The 15,774-nt window shown below is 65.6% G+C and carries 19 protein-coding genes; 10 read left to right on the top strand and 9 right to left on the bottom strand.

Annotation, left to right across the window (positions count from 1 at the left end; all coding sequences use genetic code 11):
* The first annotated feature begins 30 nt into the window (after positions 1–30).
* Complete coding sequence (locus KWG56_RS10780; protein WP_219354761.1) at positions 31–1,485, top strand: amidohydrolase family protein; 1,455 nt, start codon at positions 31–33, stop codon at positions 1,483–1,485.
* Between the two features lie 4 nt (positions 1,486–1,489).
* Here KWG56_RS10780 and KWG56_RS10775 read toward each other — a convergent pair whose 3' ends face one another.
* Positions 1,490–2,371, bottom strand: a complete 882-nt coding sequence (locus KWG56_RS10775) for a LysR family transcriptional regulator (RefSeq protein ID WP_219354760.1) — start codon at positions 2,369–2,371, stop codon at positions 1,490–1,492.
* Between the two features lie 156 nt (positions 2,372–2,527).
* Between KWG56_RS10775 and KWG56_RS10770 the strand changes: the two genes are divergently transcribed.
* The 5 genes from KWG56_RS10770 (at position 2,528) to KWG56_RS10750 (ending at position 5,941) form a co-directional block, all read left to right on the top strand.
* The gene (locus KWG56_RS10770) at positions 2,528–3,634 is read left to right on the top strand and encodes an S-(hydroxymethyl)glutathione dehydrogenase/class III alcohol dehydrogenase (RefSeq protein ID WP_219354759.1); all 1,107 of its coding nucleotides are present in this window, start codon (positions 2,528–2,530) and stop codon (positions 3,632–3,634) included.
* 105 nt (positions 3,635–3,739) lie between these two features.
* A complete protein-coding gene (locus KWG56_RS10765; RefSeq protein WP_219354758.1) occupies positions 3,740–4,123 on the top strand; it encodes a VOC family protein in 384 nt (127 codons plus the stop codon).
* On the top strand, positions 4,123–4,956 hold the full coding sequence (gene fghA, locus KWG56_RS10760) for an S-formylglutathione hydrolase (RefSeq protein ID WP_219354757.1): 834 nt from the start codon (positions 4,123–4,125) through the stop codon (positions 4,954–4,956). Before KWG56_RS10765 ends, fghA begins: the two co-directional genes overlap by 1 nt.
* A 40-nt stretch (positions 4,957–4,996) precedes the next feature.
* Positions 4,997–5,221: a hypothetical protein gene (locus KWG56_RS10755; RefSeq protein ID WP_219354756.1), complete on the top strand. Its 225-nt coding sequence runs from the start codon at positions 4,997–4,999 to the stop codon at positions 5,219–5,221.
* A gap of 108 nt (positions 5,222–5,329) precedes the next feature.
* Positions 5,330–5,941, top strand: coding sequence for a superoxide dismutase (locus KWG56_RS10750; RefSeq protein WP_219354755.1), 612 nt, complete (start codon positions 5,330–5,332; stop codon positions 5,939–5,941).
* A gap of 61 nt (positions 5,942–6,002) precedes the next feature.
* On the opposite strand, the gene KWG56_RS10745 is transcribed toward KWG56_RS10750, so the two are convergent.
* The gene (locus KWG56_RS10745; RefSeq protein ID WP_219354754.1) at positions 6,003–6,236 is read right to left on the bottom strand and encodes a hypothetical protein; all 234 of its coding nucleotides are present in this window, start codon (positions 6,234–6,236) and stop codon (positions 6,003–6,005) included.
* Positions 6,237–6,517: 281 nt separating this feature from the next.
* On the opposite strand from KWG56_RS10745, the gene rpsD reads away from it, so the two are divergent.
* The 4 genes from rpsD (at position 6,518) to KWG56_RS10725 (ending at position 10,841) form a co-directional block, all read left to right on the top strand.
* Complete coding sequence (gene rpsD, locus KWG56_RS10740) at positions 6,518–7,135, top strand: 30S ribosomal protein S4 (protein WP_201100629.1); 618 nt, start codon at positions 6,518–6,520, stop codon at positions 7,133–7,135.
* Positions 7,136–7,328: 193 nt separating this feature from the next.
* Positions 7,329–7,712 carry a hypothetical protein gene (locus tag KWG56_RS10735; protein WP_244999474.1) on the top strand — a complete coding sequence of 128 codons (384 nt, stop codon included), beginning with the start codon at positions 7,329–7,331 and terminating at the stop codon, positions 7,710–7,712.
* A gap of 236 nt (positions 7,713–7,948) precedes the next feature.
* Entirely contained in the window at positions 7,949–10,231 is a 2,283-nt protein-coding gene (locus tag KWG56_RS10730) for a bifunctional diguanylate cyclase/phosphodiesterase (RefSeq protein ID WP_244999473.1), read from the top strand.
* Between the two features lie 229 nt (positions 10,232–10,460).
* Entirely contained in the window at positions 10,461–10,841 is a 381-nt protein-coding gene (locus KWG56_RS10725; RefSeq protein ID WP_244999472.1) for a hypothetical protein, read from the top strand.
* Here KWG56_RS10725 and KWG56_RS10720 read toward each other — a convergent pair.
* From KWG56_RS10720 to map, 7 genes are all read right to left on the bottom strand, one after another.
* Positions 10,825–11,262, bottom strand: a complete 438-nt coding sequence (locus tag KWG56_RS10720; protein WP_219354751.1) for an acyl-CoA thioesterase — start codon at positions 11,260–11,262, stop codon at positions 10,825–10,827. The genes KWG56_RS10725 and KWG56_RS10720 overlap by 17 nt on opposite strands.
* Positions 11,262–11,615 carry a Grx4 family monothiol glutaredoxin gene (gene grxD, locus KWG56_RS10715; RefSeq protein WP_201100632.1) on the bottom strand — a complete coding sequence of 118 codons (354 nt, stop codon included), beginning with the start codon at positions 11,613–11,615 and terminating at the stop codon, positions 11,262–11,264. Before grxD ends, KWG56_RS10720 begins: the two co-directional genes overlap by 1 nt.
* A 102-nt stretch (positions 11,616–11,717) precedes the next feature.
* Positions 11,718–12,620 (bottom strand): aldo-keto reductase family protein, encoded by a 903-nt coding sequence (locus KWG56_RS10710; RefSeq protein ID WP_219354750.1) that lies wholly within the window; start codon positions 12,618–12,620, stop codon positions 11,718–11,720.
* 3 nt (positions 12,621–12,623) lie between these two features.
* A complete protein-coding gene (locus KWG56_RS10705) occupies positions 12,624–12,872 on the bottom strand; it encodes a BolA family protein (protein ID WP_219354749.1) in 249 nt (82 codons plus the stop codon).
* Positions 12,873–12,930: 58 nt separating this feature from the next.
* The gene (locus KWG56_RS10700) at positions 12,931–13,458 is read right to left on the bottom strand and encodes a GNAT family N-acetyltransferase (protein WP_219354748.1); all 528 of its coding nucleotides are present in this window, start codon (positions 13,456–13,458) and stop codon (positions 12,931–12,933) included.
* A complete protein-coding gene (radC, locus tag KWG56_RS10695; RefSeq protein ID WP_219354747.1) occupies positions 13,455–14,180 on the bottom strand; it encodes a RadC family protein in 726 nt (241 codons plus the stop codon). The genes KWG56_RS10700 and radC overlap by 4 nt, the downstream gene beginning before the upstream one ends.
* A 294-nt stretch (positions 14,181–14,474) precedes the next feature.
* Positions 14,475–15,293: a type I methionyl aminopeptidase gene (gene map / locus KWG56_RS10690; protein ID WP_219354746.1), complete on the bottom strand. Its 819-nt coding sequence runs from the start codon at positions 15,291–15,293 to the stop codon at positions 14,475–14,477.
* Positions 15,294–15,774: the final 481 nt, after the last annotated feature.

Below are 15,774 nucleotides of genomic sequence, written 5' to 3'. Positions count from 1 at the left end.
CGCGGTCGGCGGCCAATTCTATAGCCAATCATGCGCCAGATTCTGACCTTCATGTCCGCCCTCGCCGCAAGCGCCGTTCTGGCGGGCGGCCTGTCGTCGTCTGCACTGGCAGCGCCTCAGGTCGCCGATCTGTTGATACGCGCGGCCAATGTCATTGATGTGAAGACCGGACAGGTCACGCCCGGCCAGACCGTCGTGGTGCGGGGCGACGACATCGTCGCCGTGACCGCCGACGCCGAGGCGGCCCAGACCTATGCCGCCGCACGAACCTATGACGCCGCCGGTCGCTATGTGATGCCGGGGCTGTGGGACAACCACGTCCATTTCGGCGGCGCGGGTCTGGAGGACGAGAACGCCGACCTGTTCCCCCTCTATGTCGCCAATGGCGTGGTCGCGGTGCGCGATGCGGCGGGCGATCTGGCCCAGACGGTGCTGGACTGGCGCGCGACGCCGCCGCGCCCGATCGGCCCACGCCTGTTCACCTCCGGCCCCAAGATCGAAGGCATCGCGCCCGTCTGGAAAGGCGTGATCGAGGTCGGCGACGAGGCTGATGTCGACGCCGCCCTGGACCGCCTGCAGGGACTCAAGGTCGATTTCGTCAAGATCACCGACAGCACCCTGAAGCCCGAACTGTTCCTCTATGCGGTGCGTCAGGCCAAGGCGCGCGGCATGAAGACATCCGGCCATATCCCGATGGGGATCACGGTGCTGGAGGCGGCCGAGGCCGGTCTGTCGACCATCGAACACCTCAGCTATCTGATGAAGGCGGGATCGCGCGATGAGGCGGCGATTTCGGCCGATTACCTGGCCGGGCGCTACACCTACGCCGAGGCCATGGCCCAGTATGCCGCCACCTTTGACCCCGACACGGCGCGTCGCGTCTATCGGCGTCTGGCCGAGTTGGGCGTCATGGCCTCGCCGACCCAGCATGGATCATCGACCCTGGCGTGGCTGGACCGCGACGACCACAGCCACGACCAAGAACTGGCCTATATCGGCCCGGGCATTCGCGGCACCTATGGCTGGCGGGTCGAACGGGCTGCGGCGGCGACGCCTGAGCAGGTCGAGGCGCGCCACCGGGTCGAGGCGACGACCTTGCGGACCCTGCCGCTGCTGCGCGAAGCCGGTGTGCGGGTGCTGGCGGGCACGGATGCAGGGTTCCTGAACGCCTTCAACTATCCGGGCTTCTCGCTGCATGACGAACTGGCCCTCTATGTCGCCAACGGCCTGACCCCGCGTGAGGCGTTGGAGGCGTCGGTCATCAACGGTCCGGCGCTGATGGGCGTCAGCGACCGCTATGGCGCAGTGGCGTCGGGCAGGGCGGCGGACCTGATCGTGCTGGACGCCAATCCCCTGACCGACATCGCGGCCACGCGACGGATCAATGCCGTGGTGCGTGATGGCCGTCTGCTGGACCGGGCTGAACTGGATGGGCTGCTGGCCGACATCCGGGCGCGGGTGCAGGCGCACGAGGCCGCGAAGTAAAGGGTCAGGCGGCGAGGGCCGACAGGCTGTCGCGCAGGTGATCGACCATCAGCCGCACCTTGGGCGGCACGTGGCGGGGGTGCGGGTGAACGGCCCAGACGCCTTCGTCGGGCGGGCGGTGGTCGGGCAGGACGCGGATCAGGGCGCCGGTCGCCAGGGCCTCTGACACATAGAAGTCCGGCAACTGGCACAGGCCCAGACCCTGCAGGGCCGCGTCCAGCACGGCGGCGCCCGAGTTGCAGCGCCAGCGGCCCGTGGGGCGCAGGCTCACCTCTCGCCCGGCCTCGGTGAACCGCCAGTGTTCCGACGATCCGGTCAGCAGATCGTGCGCGGGCAGTTCGGACAGGTCGCGCGGCGCGCCGCGACGGCCCAGGTAGTCGGGAGCGGCGCACAGGATCAGCCTGCGCGACGCCAGCCTGCGCGCAATCAGCCGCGAGTCCGTCAGATGACCGAAACGGATCGCCAGATCATAGCCGTCCCCGACCAGATCCCGCAGCCGGTTGTCCAGGTCCAGTTCGATGGACAGTTCGGGGTGTGTGCGGGCGAAGGCGTTGACGGCGGGAGCCACGAAGCGTTCGCCGTAGGAGACGGAACAGGTCATCCGCAGCAGGCCGCGCGGGGCGCTGTCGTCGGGCTGGACGGCGGCCAAGGCCTCGTCGCGCTCATCGATCAGTCGGCGGCAGCGGGTCAGGAAGTCGCGCCCTGCATCGGTCAGTTCGACCCGGCGGGTGGTGCGGTTCAGAAGCCGCGTCTGCAGCCGGTCCTCCAGCCGGGCGATCTCACGGCTGACGGCCGAGGTCGACAACCCCAAACGTTTCGCAGCGGCGGAGAAGCTGGCCTGCTCCGCCACGGCGGTGAATTCGTCGATCCCGTCCCAGCGGCTCATTGGGACGTTCGATCATTATTGTTGCGTATCTGCAATAATGTTTTGCGTTTGTCGCCGTTTCGATGCCGCCTCATCGGGCGTAATAACGCACCCAATTCCCCTCAAGCAGCGCACCGCCGCGCGGCGAGCGATAGGGGGCTCCGGAGGACCTAAAGAATGAAAACCCGCGCCGCCGTTGCGTTTGAAGCCAAACGCCCGCTCGAAATCGTCGAGGTCGATCTGGAGGGGCCGCGTGCGGGCGAGGTGTTGGTCGAGATCAAGGCCACCGGCATCTGCCACACCGACGCCTATACGCTGGATGGTCTGGACTCAGAGGGCATCTTCCCCTCGATCCTGGGCCACGAGGGCGCGGGCGTGGTGGTCGAGGTGGGGCCGGGCGTGACCAGTGTCGAGGTCGGGGATCACGTCATCCCGCTGTACACGCCGGAATGCCGCCAGTGTAAGTCGTGCCTGTCGCGCAAGACCAACCTGTGCACCTCGATCCGCTCGACCCAGGGCAAGGGCCTGATGCCGGACGGCACGTCGCGCTTTTCCTACAAGGGTCAGGCCATCGCCCACTACATGGGTTGCTCGACCTTCTCGAACTACACCGTCCTTCCCGAGATCGCCCTGGCCAAGATCCGCAAGGACGCGCCGTTCGACAAGGCCTGCTACGTCGGTTGCGGCGTGACGACGGGCGTGGGCGCGGTGGTCAATACGGCCAAGGTCGAGCCGGGCGCCAACGCCGTGGTCTTTGGTCTGGGCGGCATCGGCCTGAACGTCATCCAGGGGCTGAAGATGGTCGGCGCCGACATGATCATCGGCGTGGACATCAACGGCGACAAGGAAGAGTGGGGCCGTCGCTTCGGCATGACCCATTTCGTCAATCCCAAGGACACGCCTGACGTGGTGGCGCGTCTGGTCGAACTGACCGACGGCGGCGCGGACTACACCTTCGACTGCACCGGCAACACGGTCGTCATGCGTCAGGCGCTGGAAGCCTGCCATCGCGGTTGGGGCGAAAGCGTGGTCATCGGCGTGGCCGAGGCGGGCAAGGAGATCGCCACCCGTCCGTTCCAACTGGTCACGGGCCGCGTCTGGCGCGGCTCCGCCTTCGGCGGCGCGCGCGGCCGCACCGACACGCCCAAGATCGTCGACTGGTACATGGACGGCAAGATCGAGATCGACCCGATGATCACCCACACCTTTGGTCTGGAAGACATCAACAAGGCCTTCGACCTGATGCACGAGGGCAAGTCGATCCGTTCGGTGGTGGTCTTCTAGGTCTGAACCCGTTGCGGCCAATCGGTCAGTTGCGCATCGAAATGCTCTCTGACTAGATGACGTCGAGCCGCCGGATCAGAGCGGTGAAGGGAAAGAGACAAGACCATGTTCACACATGTCACCGTGGGGGCGAACGACGTCGCGGCGTCGCGTCAGTTCTATGATGCGGCGCTGGGCGCGCTGGGGGTTGCGGCCTCCGCCGGGCCGGACCCCAGGGGGCGGTACTGGTGGCGCACCCGTCTGGGCGCCTTCGCCGTCGGCGCGCCTATCGACGGCGAAGAGGCCTGCCACGCCAACGGCGGCACCATCGGCTTCTACGCCAAGGATGAGGCGGCGGTGGACGCCTTCCATGCGGCGGGCGTCGCCCATGGCGGAACCGCGATCGAGGACCCGCCCGGCCGTCGTCCCAATCCGTTCGGCGACATGTATCTGGCGTATCTGCGCGATCCGTCAGGCAACAAGATCTGCGCTGTTTACAGGTACGGCTGATGCAAACCACGAAGACCCACATCGTTCATGGCGGAACCCTTCGCTATCTGAAGCACGACAGCGATACGACCGGCACGCCCATGACCCTGTCGGTCTTTGTTCCGCCCGGAGAGGGGCCGTTTCCGGTCCTGATCTGGCTGTCGGGCCTGACCTGCACGGAAGACAACTTCACCACCAAGGCCGGGGCCTACAGGGCCGCCGCCGAGCATGGCCTCATCATCGTGGCGCCCGACACCAGCCCGCGCGGAGAAGGCGTGGCGGACGATCCGGCCTATGACCTGGGGCAGGGGGCGGGCTTCTATGTCGATGCGACGCAAGAGCCGTGGGCGCCGCATTTCCGCATGGAATCCTACGTCACGGGCGAGCTGATCCGCCTGATCGACGACCATTTCCCGACCACCGGCGTGCGCTCGATCTCGGGCCATTCGATGGGCGGGCATGGCGCCCTGACGCTGGCGCTGAACCATCCCGACCTGTTCCGCTCGGTCTCGGCCTTTGCGCCCATCGTGTCGCCGTCCGTCGCGCCGTGGGGCGAGAAGGCCTTCACCGCCTATCTGGGCGACGACCGCGCCGTCTGGGACCGGCATGACGCCGCCAAGCTGATCGCGGCGGGCGCTGCTAAAGGCGTCTATGACGACATCCTGATCGACCAGGGCGACGCCGACAGCTTCCTGGCTGACCAGCTGAAGCCCGAACTGCTGCAGGCCGCCGCCGACGCCGTGGGCCAGAAGGTCACCCTCCGCATGCAGCCCGGCTACGACCACTCCTATTTCTTCATGGCCAGCTTCATCGCCGACCATGTGGCCTTCCACGCCAGGCGGTTGAAGGGCTGAGCGACTGTCCCCGTGCCGCCCCCGGTGCTAGAGGGGCGGCATGACTGCTCTTGATGCTTACGAACCGATGTTTTCCGCCCTCTGCCGCGAGGTGGGCTTCTGCCTGCACGAGAAGGGCCAGAAGCGGGTGGTCGAGGCCCTGCCCAAGGGTCTGGACGCCGCCGTGCGCGCCGTCTTCGCCGCCGAAGGCGTGGACGAACCCAATGCGCCGGGTGACCTGAAGCGGGCCGTGCGCGATTGCCTGAAGTCGAACTTGCCAGCTTGACCGTTCTCGCGGATTAAGCGGGGAACAAATCCGGGCGCAGGCGCTTGGGTTTGAGGAACGGGCGCCTATGTGCACCCCATCGAACTCTGTTGGAAAAAGGAACCTCCCATGGCCTTCACCCTGCCCCCGCTGCCCTATGCCTATGACGCGCTGGAGCCGGCCATCGACAAGGAGACGATGACCTTCCACCACGACAAGCACCACCAGACCTATGTCGACAACCTGAACAAGGCCGTCGACGCCGACGCCAGCCTGCAGGGCAAGTCGCTGGAAGAGCTGTTCGCCAACATCTCCAAGGCGCCCAAGGCCGTCCGCAACAACGGCGGCGGCCACTGGAACCACAGCCTGTTCTGGGAGCTGCTGGCCCCGGCCGACAAGGCGGGCGAGCCCTCGGCTGAACTGGCCGCCAAGATCGACGCCGAACTGGGCGGTCTGGACAAGTTCAAGGCCGACTTCGACGCCGCCGGCGCCGGTCAGTTCGGCTCGGGCTGGGCCTGGCTGATTCTTCAGGACGGCAAGCTGAAGGTCACCTCGACCCCGAACCAGGACAACCCGCTGATGGACGTGGCCGATGAGAAGGGCGCCGTCCTTCTGGCCGCCGACGTGTGGGAGCACGCCTATTATCTGAAGTACCAGAACCGCCGCGTCGACTACCTCAAGGCCTTCTGGTCGGTGGTGAACTGGAACAAGGTCAACGAACTGTACGAAGCCGCCAAGTAAGGCCCGTCGTCAGAACGACCAAGACGCCCGCCGGATTATCCGGCGGGCGTTTTCTTTGGGGTCAGATGTCGAAGTCGGGGTCTTCGTTCAGCCTGTGGCGCAGGCGTTCGACGTGATGCTGGCGCAGGGCGCGTCGCTGGCGCAGCAGTTCGTGAATGCCGTCGGCCAGGGACAGCAGCTGCTGGTCGTTCAGCGGTTCGACCAGATCGACCAACTGGGTCCGCAGGTGATCGAAGCCGACGTGGCTAAGGCCGACGTGGGGGCTGAGGTGAAAATTGTCTCCGTTCGGTCGCATCAGATACTCCGGCTGGGTGCATCATCAGACAGGCGCCGCAAGACCAGGGCGCTCGGTCTGTAAGGCGCAGCTTGCGCCTGCGGTTCCCCGAAATCGTGCTTAACGCCCGCTGGGGCTGGCCGCAGCTTGACTCTGGAGGCGGGTCTGGCCATAAGCGCCGCCTTCCACGCCTCCCGGTTCGCCGAGGGGCGGGGTTGATGACGGAAGATGCGTGGACCGCCGTTGAGATCGCATTCCCAATCCAGGGGATGCCGGGCCGCATCGAGTGAAAAGAGAATAGAATGTCCAAGCGCCACAGCGCCAAGTACAAAATCGACCGCGCCATGGGCGAGAACCTGTGGGGCCGCGCCAAGTCGCCGGTCAACAAGCGTTCTTACGGCCCCGGTCAGCACGGTCAGCGTCGCAAGTCCAAGGTTTCGGACTTCGGTCTGCAACTGAAGGCCAAGCAGAAGCTGAAGGGCTACTACGGCAACATCACCGAGAAGCAATTCGCCAAGACCTACGAGGAAGCCACCCGTCGCAAGGGCAACACCTCGGAGAACCTGATCGGTCTGCTGGAATCGCGTCTGGACGCCGTCGTCTACCGCGCCAAGTTCGTCCCGACCGTCTGGGCCGCCCGCCAGTTCGTCAGCCACGGCCACGTGCTGGTCAACGGCAAGAAGGTCGACATCGGTTCGTACCGCGTGAAGCCGGAAGACGTCGTCTCCGTGAAGGAAAAGTCGCGCAACATGGCGCTGGTGCTGGAAGCCCAGCAGTCGTCGGAACGTGACGTGCCGGACTACCTGGAGCTGTCGGACCGTTCGTTCGCCGTTCGCTACGTCCGCGTCCCGGAACTGTCGGACGTGCCGTACCCGGTGAAGATGGAGCCGAACCTGGTCGTCGAATACTACGCTTCGTAATCCGCGAAGCGTTCGAATATCTAAAAAGACAACGGCTTGCACATTGCGATGTGCGCCCGCCGTTCATGAGTTTGAGTTTGGAGAAGGCCCCGGATTCGTTCGGGGCCTTTTCTGTTATTTCCGGCTGTTCCCTTATCAGGCGAACAGGCGCATTCTGAGGGTGTTCAGGCAGATGGGAATGGGAGGCCGCCAGGTGAAGCGCGCCGTCATCGGACGTATGGCCTTGGCCGCCGTGACCGCGGCCAGCCTGTCAGGATGCGCCAGCCTCACGGCTCAGCCCACGGTGTCGACGGCGGGAATGCCGGGCGAACTGGAAGCCATTCACGCCGCCGCCTTCACCCGTGACCAGGCGGTGTTCTGGGTCAGCTCCAACGGCTGCACCTCCAAGTCCGACCTGATCCCCATCGTCAGCATCCAGGGCGGAAACGCCGTCATCACCCTGCGCCGGATCGACGAAGACAAGTGCCACCAGAAGCTGGCCGAGGGGGTGCAGGTGAAGTGGTCGTTCGAGGAGCTGGGCCTGCAGCCCGGTTCGCCGGTCAGCGTCAACAACCCCTATCAACTGCCCCAGACCTGACGCTTTAAAACTTGGCGTTCGACGGGCGCGCTCTGGATTTAAGGGTCTGTTAGGCCTGTTCAGTGGGTGATTCATAAGGTCCCATCATTAAAGAGCGAGGCTATTCTTCGAATTTGCCTGGTTCTCTGATGCGTTTCTTCTCCTGCCTGGTTGAAGATCATAACCTCTGGTTGGTCTTTATCGCGGCTATTCTCTGTCTTCTTGGATCTCTAGTTGCAACGCGACTATTCCAGAAGTTGCGTTTCGCCGAAAAGGGCGGGCGTCTGGCCTGGGCCTTCATGGGGGCCATCGCCACCGGAGCGACCATCTGGTGCACCCATTTCGTGGCCATGATCGCCTATCAGCCGGGCGTGGACGTCACCTATGAACCCGGTCTGACCGGCGTGTCCCTGGGCATCGCCATCTGCGGAAGCGCCCTGGCCCTGTGGTTCGGGTCGCGCCAGATGCGGTTCGCGGCGCCCATTGGCGGCGTCCTGTTCGGCCTGGCGGTCACCCTGATGCACTATATCGGCATGAAGGCCTTTGCGGCCGAGGCCGTGATCCACTGGTCACCCGAATATGTGGCGGCCTCGATCATCGGCGCAGTGGTCTTTGGCGGCCTGGCGTTCGAGGTTGCGCGCCGGGCGGGCCGCAGCGGGTCGACCCGGCCCGCCGCCCTGTTGATGGTGGGCGGGATCGTGACCCTGCACTTCACCGGCATGGCGGCCATGATCGTCATCCCCTTCGCCCCCAATGTCGGCGACATCACCGGACAGGAAGCCAATCTGGTCATGGCCTTCGCCGTGGCGGGTGTCGGTCTTCTGGTGCTGGGCACGGGCGTCTCCAGCCATGCTCTAGACCTGCAGTCGCGCGCCCAGGCCCGCCAGCGTCTGGCCCATCTGGTCGAGGGCAGCGTGGACGGCATGGTGGTGGAGCAGGGCGGGGTCATCCTGGCCGCCAACGCCGCCTTCGCCGATCTGGTCGGCGCCGACCATGAGGCGCTGATCGGCGGCGATCTGTCCAAATGGCTGCCGGAGCGCAACCAGCTGGGCGTGGGCGTCCTGACGCAGTCGGCGCTGCATCTGGACGAGGGGCGTCTGGTGCCGGTCGAGGTCGCCGTGCGTCGCGACGGCGGCGAAGCCAACACCGCGCCCCTGATGATCTACGCCGTGCGCGACCTGCGCGCGCGTCTGGCCCAGGAGCGCCGCATCGCCCACCTGGCGCGCAACGACAGCCTAACGGGATTGCCGAACCGCACCTCCTTCCTTGAACTGCTGACCAAACAGACCGCCGATGCAGGCGTGGCGCACAAGGTGGCCCTGCTGGCCATCGACCTGGACCGCTTCAAGGAGGTCAACGACATCCACGGCCACGCCGCCGGGGACCAGCTTCTGGTGCGCATCGGCGAGCGGATGAAGGCCTGCCTCAAGCCTGGCGAGTTCATCGCGCGTCTGGGCGGGGACGAGTTCGTCGCCGTCATGCAGATCGCCCAGCGCGAGGACGCCCTGGGTTTGGCCGACCGTCTGCGCGTAGCCATCACCGAACCGGTCGATCTGGGCCATGCCGATGTGATGTGCGGCGCCAGCGTCGGCATCGCCATCTGGCCCGATGATGCTGCAGAGCCGTCGGCCCTGATCAATGACGCCGACCTGGCCATGTACCGGGCCAAGGCGTCGCTGACGACGGACGTCTGCTTCTACGAAGAAGAGATGGACAAGGCCGTGCGCGAGCGCCGCCGCCTGGTCCAGCAACTGCGCGAGGCGCTGGACCAGGATCAGTTCAGCCTGAACTGGCAGGTGCAGGCCTCGGCCGAAACGGGCGAGGTCACGGGCTACGAGGTGCTGCTGCGCTGGATCCAGCCGGACGGGACCTTCGTGTCGCCGGCCGAGTTCATCCCGCTGGCCGAGGAAAGCGGCCTGATCCTGCCGATCGGGGAGTGGGTGCTGCGCAAGGCCTGCGCCGAGGCCGCCCTGTGGGAGGCGCCGTACAAGATCGCCGTCAACCTGTCGCCGATCCAACTGGGCCACGTGGACCTGCCGCGTCTGGTGCATCAGATCCTGATGGAGACGGGGCTAGCGCCGCACCGTCTGGAGTTGGAGATCACCGAGACGGCCATGATCGCCGACCTGGACCGCACGACCCACATCCTGCGCCAGTTGAAGCTGCTGGGCGTCTCCATCGCCATGGACGACTTCGGCACCGGCTATTCATCGCTGTCGACGCTGCGGGCCTTCCCGTTCGACAAGATCAAGCTGGACCGCTCCTTCATGTCGGAGCTGGACGGCGGGCCTCAGTCGGCCGCCATCATCCGCGCCGTGCTGGCCCTGGGCGAAAGCCTGGACATTCCGGTGCTGGCCGAAGGGGTCGAGACGCTGGAGCAGCTCAGCTTCCTGCGCGATCAGGGCTGTGACGAGGTCCAGGGCTATCTGCTGGGACGGCCCAAGCCAGTCGCCGACAGCCAGCTTCAGGATGAGGCCCTGACCATGTGGAATGGCGAAAAGATCGTGTTCATCGCTGAGGCGGCGTCAGAGGCCGCCTGACGGCGCCGTCCGCCCCGGACCTGTCATTTTGTTCACCTGCCTTGCTGATTTTTCACGTGTGCGGCGCGCAAAGGCAGGTCAGTAAGGGGCAAGCTCTTTAGGGGATCACACCAATGCTTCGTCTCGCTCTCGCTCTCGCCATCGCCGCGCCTCTGCTGTCGGGCTGCATCATCATCTCGACCGAAAAGCCGACGACGCGCGTCGTGACGTCGTCCACCGAGGCTAAGTGATGCGCGGCTTGAAGGTTCTGGCGCTGGCGGGTCTGCTGGCGCCGGCCCTGTCGGCCTGCGTCATCTATGACAGCACGGCCAGCGACAACGTGCGGGTCAATGTCACGCGCAATGACGCGCCGTCCGCAGAAACCATTCGCGGCGCCCGGATTGATGATGGTGCGCTGGTCGTTCTGGTCTCGTCCAACGGCTGCACCACCCAGGCGGACTTCGAGGTTTCGGTCGCTGACAACCGTCAGGCCGAGGTCACAGTGCGCCGGATCAAGGAAGACATCTGCCGCTCGCTGGTCGCGGTTCCCGACGTGGAGCTGCGCTGGACCTATGCGGACCTGGGCATCGAGGCTGGCAGCCCGGTGCGGATCATCAATCCGCTGAAGTAGCCTCGAACACCGTCAGCATCGACGGCGGTATGCGCTGCGGCCTCAGGGTCGCAGCGTCCACCAGCACCCATTCGGTGACGCCCTGGGCGCAGACCTTGCCCTCGGCGTTCTCGATGCGGACATAGCGGTTGAAGCGCGGACCGTGCGGTTCGCCGACCCAGGTGCGGGCGACAACGCCCGTCGCACCCGGCTCGATCCCGCGCAGATAGTCGATCTCATGCCGTGTCGCGACCCACGACCATTTCGCGCGGTCTTCCTCGGAAAACCGCGCGTTCCAGTGCGCCGTGCCGGCGTCCTGCAGCCAGCCGACATAGACCACGTTGTTCACATGGCCGTTGGCGTCGATATGCTCGGGCAGAACCTCAAGCGGCAGGACGAAGACCTCGCGGTCTTCGCGCGGGGTCAGGGTCGCGCGGGCCATCAGGCCTCGCCCAGAGCCACGCCCTTCTCGACCATCAGGGCCTGAAGCTCGCCAGCCTGGAACATCTCACGCACGATGTCGGAGCCGCCGACGAACTCGCCCTTCACATAGAGCTGCGGAATGGTGGGCCAGTCGGTGAAGCTCTTGATGCCTTCGCGCAGGCTCTCGTCCTGCAGCACGTCCACGCCGACGAACGACGCGCCGACATGGTCCAGAATCTGAACCGCCAGGGAGGAGAAGCCACAACGCGGCTGGTCCGGCGTGCCCTTCATGAACAGCACCACGTCGTGCTGGGCGACGGTGTCGGCGATGAAGGCGTGGACGGGGTCTGCGGCTTGAACGGTGTCGGTCACGGATATTGGCCTTTCGTGAAGCCCGTCAGCTAGGGAGGCGAAGGCTCCGGGTCAAGCGCTGCGCGGCGTCGCGTCGCGCTTCCTGACCCTAACGTGATGGGTTCAGGCGGCGTTGGGCTGGACCCCGGCCATCTCGATCTGGGCGGCCAGGCCCGGCGGCATGTCGCGTTCCGGCGTATCGGCCAGGGTTTTCAGCCGGTCCTTGTCCTTGGCGCGGACGATGACGCTGGCGATCGACGGATCGATCAGGGCGTAGGTCAGGCTGATCGTCTCAGCCGTCCATTTCGGCGTGTTGTAGAGGAAATGATAGGGATCGGCGGTCCCCTTCACGCGCGGCTCCGCCCCTATGCCGAAGAAGCCGCGCTTACGGGGCGGGGCCTTGGAGATGTCGCGATCCGGCGCGCGGCGGTCGCGGAAATAGTCATAGACGAAGATCGCCATGTCCTGTTCGCGTGCGGCGCGGACGCGGTTGCGGATCTTCCAATCCGAATGGATGTTGTAGGGCGTCATCAGCACGTCGAAGGCGCCGGTCGAGACATAGGCGTCCATCACGTCGCCTTCGCCCGCCACGCCGAGCAGCTTGATGCGTCCGGTCGCGCGCAGGCCCTTCAACGCCGTCAGGGACGACTGCTGCAGCTCGTGCTCGCCCGGCTCCTGCAGCACGGCGACGTCGATCCAGCCCAGGCCCGAGAAATGCAGAACCTGGTCGATGGCGTGGGTCATGCCCTCGGCGGAGAAGTCGCGGGGCGCATTCTTGCCTTCGCGCGCGCCCAGGTTCAGGCTGACGCAGACCAGGTCGCGGTTGACGTGGGACAGGGCCTCGCCCAGCACCTCGGCGGTGACGGGGTCGGGCGCGTCCAGCCGGTAGGAGTTGATGCCCGCCTCCAGCGCCGAATAGAGCAGGTCCAGCGTGGCGTCGCGTCCCCCCGACAGGGTGTCCGTGCCGATGGAGAAGGTCAGGTTCGAAACTGCGGCGCCCGCTGCGCCGAACGGACGATAACGCATGGGTCAGGTTCCCTGGGCCGTCTGTGGGGCGGAGGTCTCCAGCGCCAGGGCGTGCAGTTCGCCGCCCATCTGGCCCTTCAGGGCCGCATAGACCAGTTGGTGCTGCTTCACGCGCGACAGGCCCGCAAAGGCGCCGGAAACGATGCGCGCGCGATAGTGGTCGCCGTCCCCGGCCAGATCCTCGATGGCGATCTCTGCGTCAGGGAAGGCGTCGACCAGATGCTGACGCAGGGTTTCGACGGGCATGGGCATGGGAAGGCACTCGTGAGACGTTCACCCTTCAACCTGCCTCATAAACCTTAATGGCTGACTACGGGGCTGTGCAGGGGCGTTCGAACAGCCGTACCCCGTGGCCGTTGTAAGTCGTCTCAGCATAGGGGCGATAGCCGACGCGGGCGGCCAGTTTCAGCGAGGGCAGGTTGTCGGGCGCGATCATGCAGACGGTGCGCGCGGCGCCCCGGGTCTGGTCGGCCCAGGCCAGGGCGGCGGTCAGGGCCTCTGCGGCGTAACCCTGGCCCTGATAGGCCGGATCAACGCCCCAGCCCAGCTCGGGCGCATCGAAGGCCGGCGTCATCTCGCGCCGGTAGTTCAGCACCCCCACGCTGCCCAGATAGGCGCCGCCGTGCCTCAGCCGGATCGACCAGTTGCCGTGGCCCAGCGCGGTCCAGTGGCCGATGTCGCGCAGCAGGCGGAACCAGACCTCTTCATCCGACAGGGCGCGGCCCATGATGAACTGGGTGAAGGCTTCGTCCTTCCACAAGGCGGCGATTTCGGTGAAGTCATCGAGCCCGGCCGGGGTCAGGATCAGGCGTTCCGTCGTCAGCGTCGTCTCGGTCACATCAGTCCCAGTTGCTTCAGGCTGGCCACCCCGTCGCGGCCGACGACCAGATGGTCATGCACCTCGACGTTAAGGGCGCGGCCCGCCAGCACAACCTGTTTCGTCATCTCGACATCGGCCCGGCTGGGCGTCGGGTCGCCAGACGGGTGGTTGTGGACCAGGATCAGGGCGCTGGATGACAGCTCCAGCGCGCGGCGCACGACCTCGCGCGGATAGACGGGGGCGTGATCGACCGTGCCGCGGTTCTGCACCTCGTCCAGGATCAGCTGGTTCTTCTTGTCCAGATACAGCACCCGGAACTGCTCGCGCGGTTCGTGCTGCAGCGCGACCCGGACATAGGCCAGAAGCGCGCTCCAGGACGAGATGACGGGGCGTTTGGCGGTCGGCTCACGCGCGATCCGGCGCGTCACATCGAAGATCAACTGCAGGTCCAGCGCAACCGCCCGCGTCGCCTTGCCTGGTGCATAGCCCAGCGACCGCGCCACGCTGTCCTCAATCGCCTCGTGACTGGCCGCGCCGATCCCCTCCAGCCCGCCGAACCGCGCCAGAAGATCCTTGGCCAGCGGCTTGGTGTCCTTGTACGGGATGCTGCGAAACAGCAGCAGCTCCAGCAGTTCATAGTCGGGCAGGGCACCCAGCCCTCCCTTGGCCGCCCGCTCGCGCAGCCGATCGCGATGGCCGCTGTGGCGCGGCTTGGTCTTGGCGGGAAGTTCGTCGGTCATGCGCCGGCAGGATCGGTCGATCCGACGGCGGGCGCAAGCACGGCGTGTGCGGGCGTCAACTCTTTCGCCGTCCCGCGGTCTTGCTACGTTCTCCGGAGGAAGACGTGTGTGGCGGCGTTCAGCCTGACCGTCATTCCGGGGCGTCCGAAGGACGAACCCGGAACCCAGAAGGCGTGCATCCGGTGTTGAATGCGGCCGACGTCGTGATTGTGGCCCTGGGTTCCGGGTTCTTCGCTTCGCTCAGTCCCGGAATGACGAGCCTGAAGGCAGATCTGGTATCGATCAGACTTGGATTCAGTTCGGGCGGAACAGGCCCTTGGGCGAGGCGGTGAAGATCTCCAGGCCGTCCTCGGTCACCCCGATGGTGTGTTCGCACTGGGCGGACAGGGACTTGTCACGGGTCACGGCGGTCCAGCCGTCGGACAGCACCTTTACCTGCGGCTTGCCCAGGTTCACCATCGGCTCGACGGTGAAGAACATGCCGGCCTTCAGCACGGCGCCGTCGCCCTTGCGGCCATAGTGCAGGACGTTGGGGCTGTCGTGGAACACGCGGCCGATGCCGTGGCCGCAGAAGTCGCGCACCACGCTCATGCGCTGGGCCTCGACGAACTTCTGGATGGCGAAGCCGATGTCGCCGAAGGTGTTGCCCGGCTTGACCTGGGCCAGACCCAGCTCCAGCGATTCATAGGTGACGTCGATCAGGCGCTTGGCCCGCGCATTGATCTCGCCGACCGCATACATGCGGCTGCTGTCGCCATGCCAGCCGTCGACGATGACGGTGTGGTCGATGTTGACGATGTCGCCTTCCTTCAGAACCTTGTCGCCGGGAATGCCGTGGCAGACGACGTGGTTGATCGAGGTGCAGACGGTCTTCTCATAACCCTTGTAGCCCAGGCAGGCGGGCAGGCCGCCGTTGTCCAGGGTGAACTCGCGCACCAGATCGTCGATCCGGCCGGTGGTCACGCCCGGCTGGACGTGCGGGATGATCATGTCCAGCGCCTCGGCGACCAGCCGACCGGCCTTGCGCATACCCTCGAAATCTTCGGGCGTGTGGATGCGGATGCTGCTGGAACGGACCAGGACGTCGGTTTCCAGTTCGGGCGTTTCGTACATAGGGATCGGTCTGCAAAAGGCTGGCGGCAAAAAGCCTGGGCGGGGCGAAATCCGTCCGCCCGAGATGGTCCTTATAGCACAAAACCTCAAGTCCCGGTTCTGGATTCGGGTGTCGCGGGGACCGAGGAGCGTTTTGGTTCCCGATCTGAGCCCGCAGTCCTCAACAGCGCGCCGTTGATCGTGAACCAGTGTCGCGGCTTCGACACAGTCGAACGTCTTCATGGTTCGACCTGTCAGGCGGCGTTGATAGGAAACTGGTCTGCATGGGGCGTGAAAACTCGCTGATTTACCGCAAAAATATTCCGATAATAACGTTATCTGTCGCGTTGATCTTGCCGTCGCGGAACCTCTCGAAGGCGTGATCGTGTGCGGCTTTCGCGCCACTGTTTCGCCCGCTTCCCGTCCGATGGGGGCCTTGCCTGCAACGTTTTCATGACGAGAACGCTTTTTGGGCTCCTCCCCCGATCGTCCCGCTGATCAG

Origin of the sequence: Brevundimonas nasdae, from assembly GCF_019395145.1 — a bacterium.
GTDB classification, from domain to species: domain Bacteria; phylum Pseudomonadota; class Alphaproteobacteria; order Caulobacterales; family Caulobacteraceae; genus Brevundimonas; species Brevundimonas nasdae.
This window is presented reverse-complemented; position numbering and strand designations above follow the sequence as displayed.

Bases quoted from the DNA above. Each gene is read 5' to 3' on its own strand.
- KWG56_RS10780 (WP_219354761.1), top strand. From the start codon at position 31: ATGCGCCAGATTCTGACCTTCATGTCCGCCCTCGCCGCAAGCGCCGTT.
- KWG56_RS10775 (WP_219354760.1), bottom strand. From the start codon at position 2,371: ATGAGCCGCTGGGACGGGATCGACGAATTCACCGCCGTGGCGGAGCAG.
- KWG56_RS10720 (WP_219354751.1), bottom strand. From the start codon at position 11,262: ATGGCCCGCGCGACCCTGACCCCGCGCGAAGACCGCGAGGTCTTCGTC.
- KWG56_RS10710 (WP_219354750.1), bottom strand. From the start codon at position 12,620: ATGCGTTATCGTCCGTTCGGCGCAGCGGGCGCCGCAGTTTCGAACCTG.
- fghA (WP_219354757.1), top strand. From the start codon at position 4,123: ATGCAAACCACGAAGACCCACATCGTTCATGGCGGAACCCTTCGCTAT.
- KWG56_RS10745 (WP_219354754.1), bottom strand. From the start codon at position 6,236: ATGCGACCGAACGGAGACAATTTTCACCTCAGCCCCCACGTCGGCCTT.
- map (WP_219354746.1), bottom strand. From the start codon at position 15,293: ATGTACGAAACGCCCGAACTGGAAACCGACGTCCTGGTCCGTTCCAGC.
- KWG56_RS10705 (WP_219354749.1), bottom strand. From the start codon at position 12,872: ATGCCCATGCCCGTCGAAACCCTGCGTCAGCATCTGGTCGACGCCTTC.
- KWG56_RS10765 (WP_219354758.1), top strand. From the start codon at position 3,740: ATGTTCACACATGTCACCGTGGGGGCGAACGACGTCGCGGCGTCGCGT.
- KWG56_RS10750 (WP_219354755.1), top strand. From the start codon at position 5,330: ATGGCCTTCACCCTGCCCCCGCTGCCCTATGCCTATGACGCGCTGGAG.
- rpsD (WP_201100629.1), top strand. From the start codon at position 6,518: ATGTCCAAGCGCCACAGCGCCAAGTACAAAATCGACCGCGCCATGGGC.
- KWG56_RS10770 (WP_219354759.1), top strand. From the start codon at position 2,528: ATGAAAACCCGCGCCGCCGTTGCGTTTGAAGCCAAACGCCCGCTCGAA.
- KWG56_RS10725 (WP_244999472.1), top strand. From the start codon at position 10,461: ATGCGCGGCTTGAAGGTTCTGGCGCTGGCGGGTCTGCTGGCGCCGGCC.
- radC (WP_219354747.1), bottom strand. From the start codon at position 14,180: ATGACCGACGAACTTCCCGCCAAGACCAAGCCGCGCCACAGCGGCCAT.
- KWG56_RS10755 (WP_219354756.1), top strand. From the start codon at position 4,997: ATGACTGCTCTTGATGCTTACGAACCGATGTTTTCCGCCCTCTGCCGC.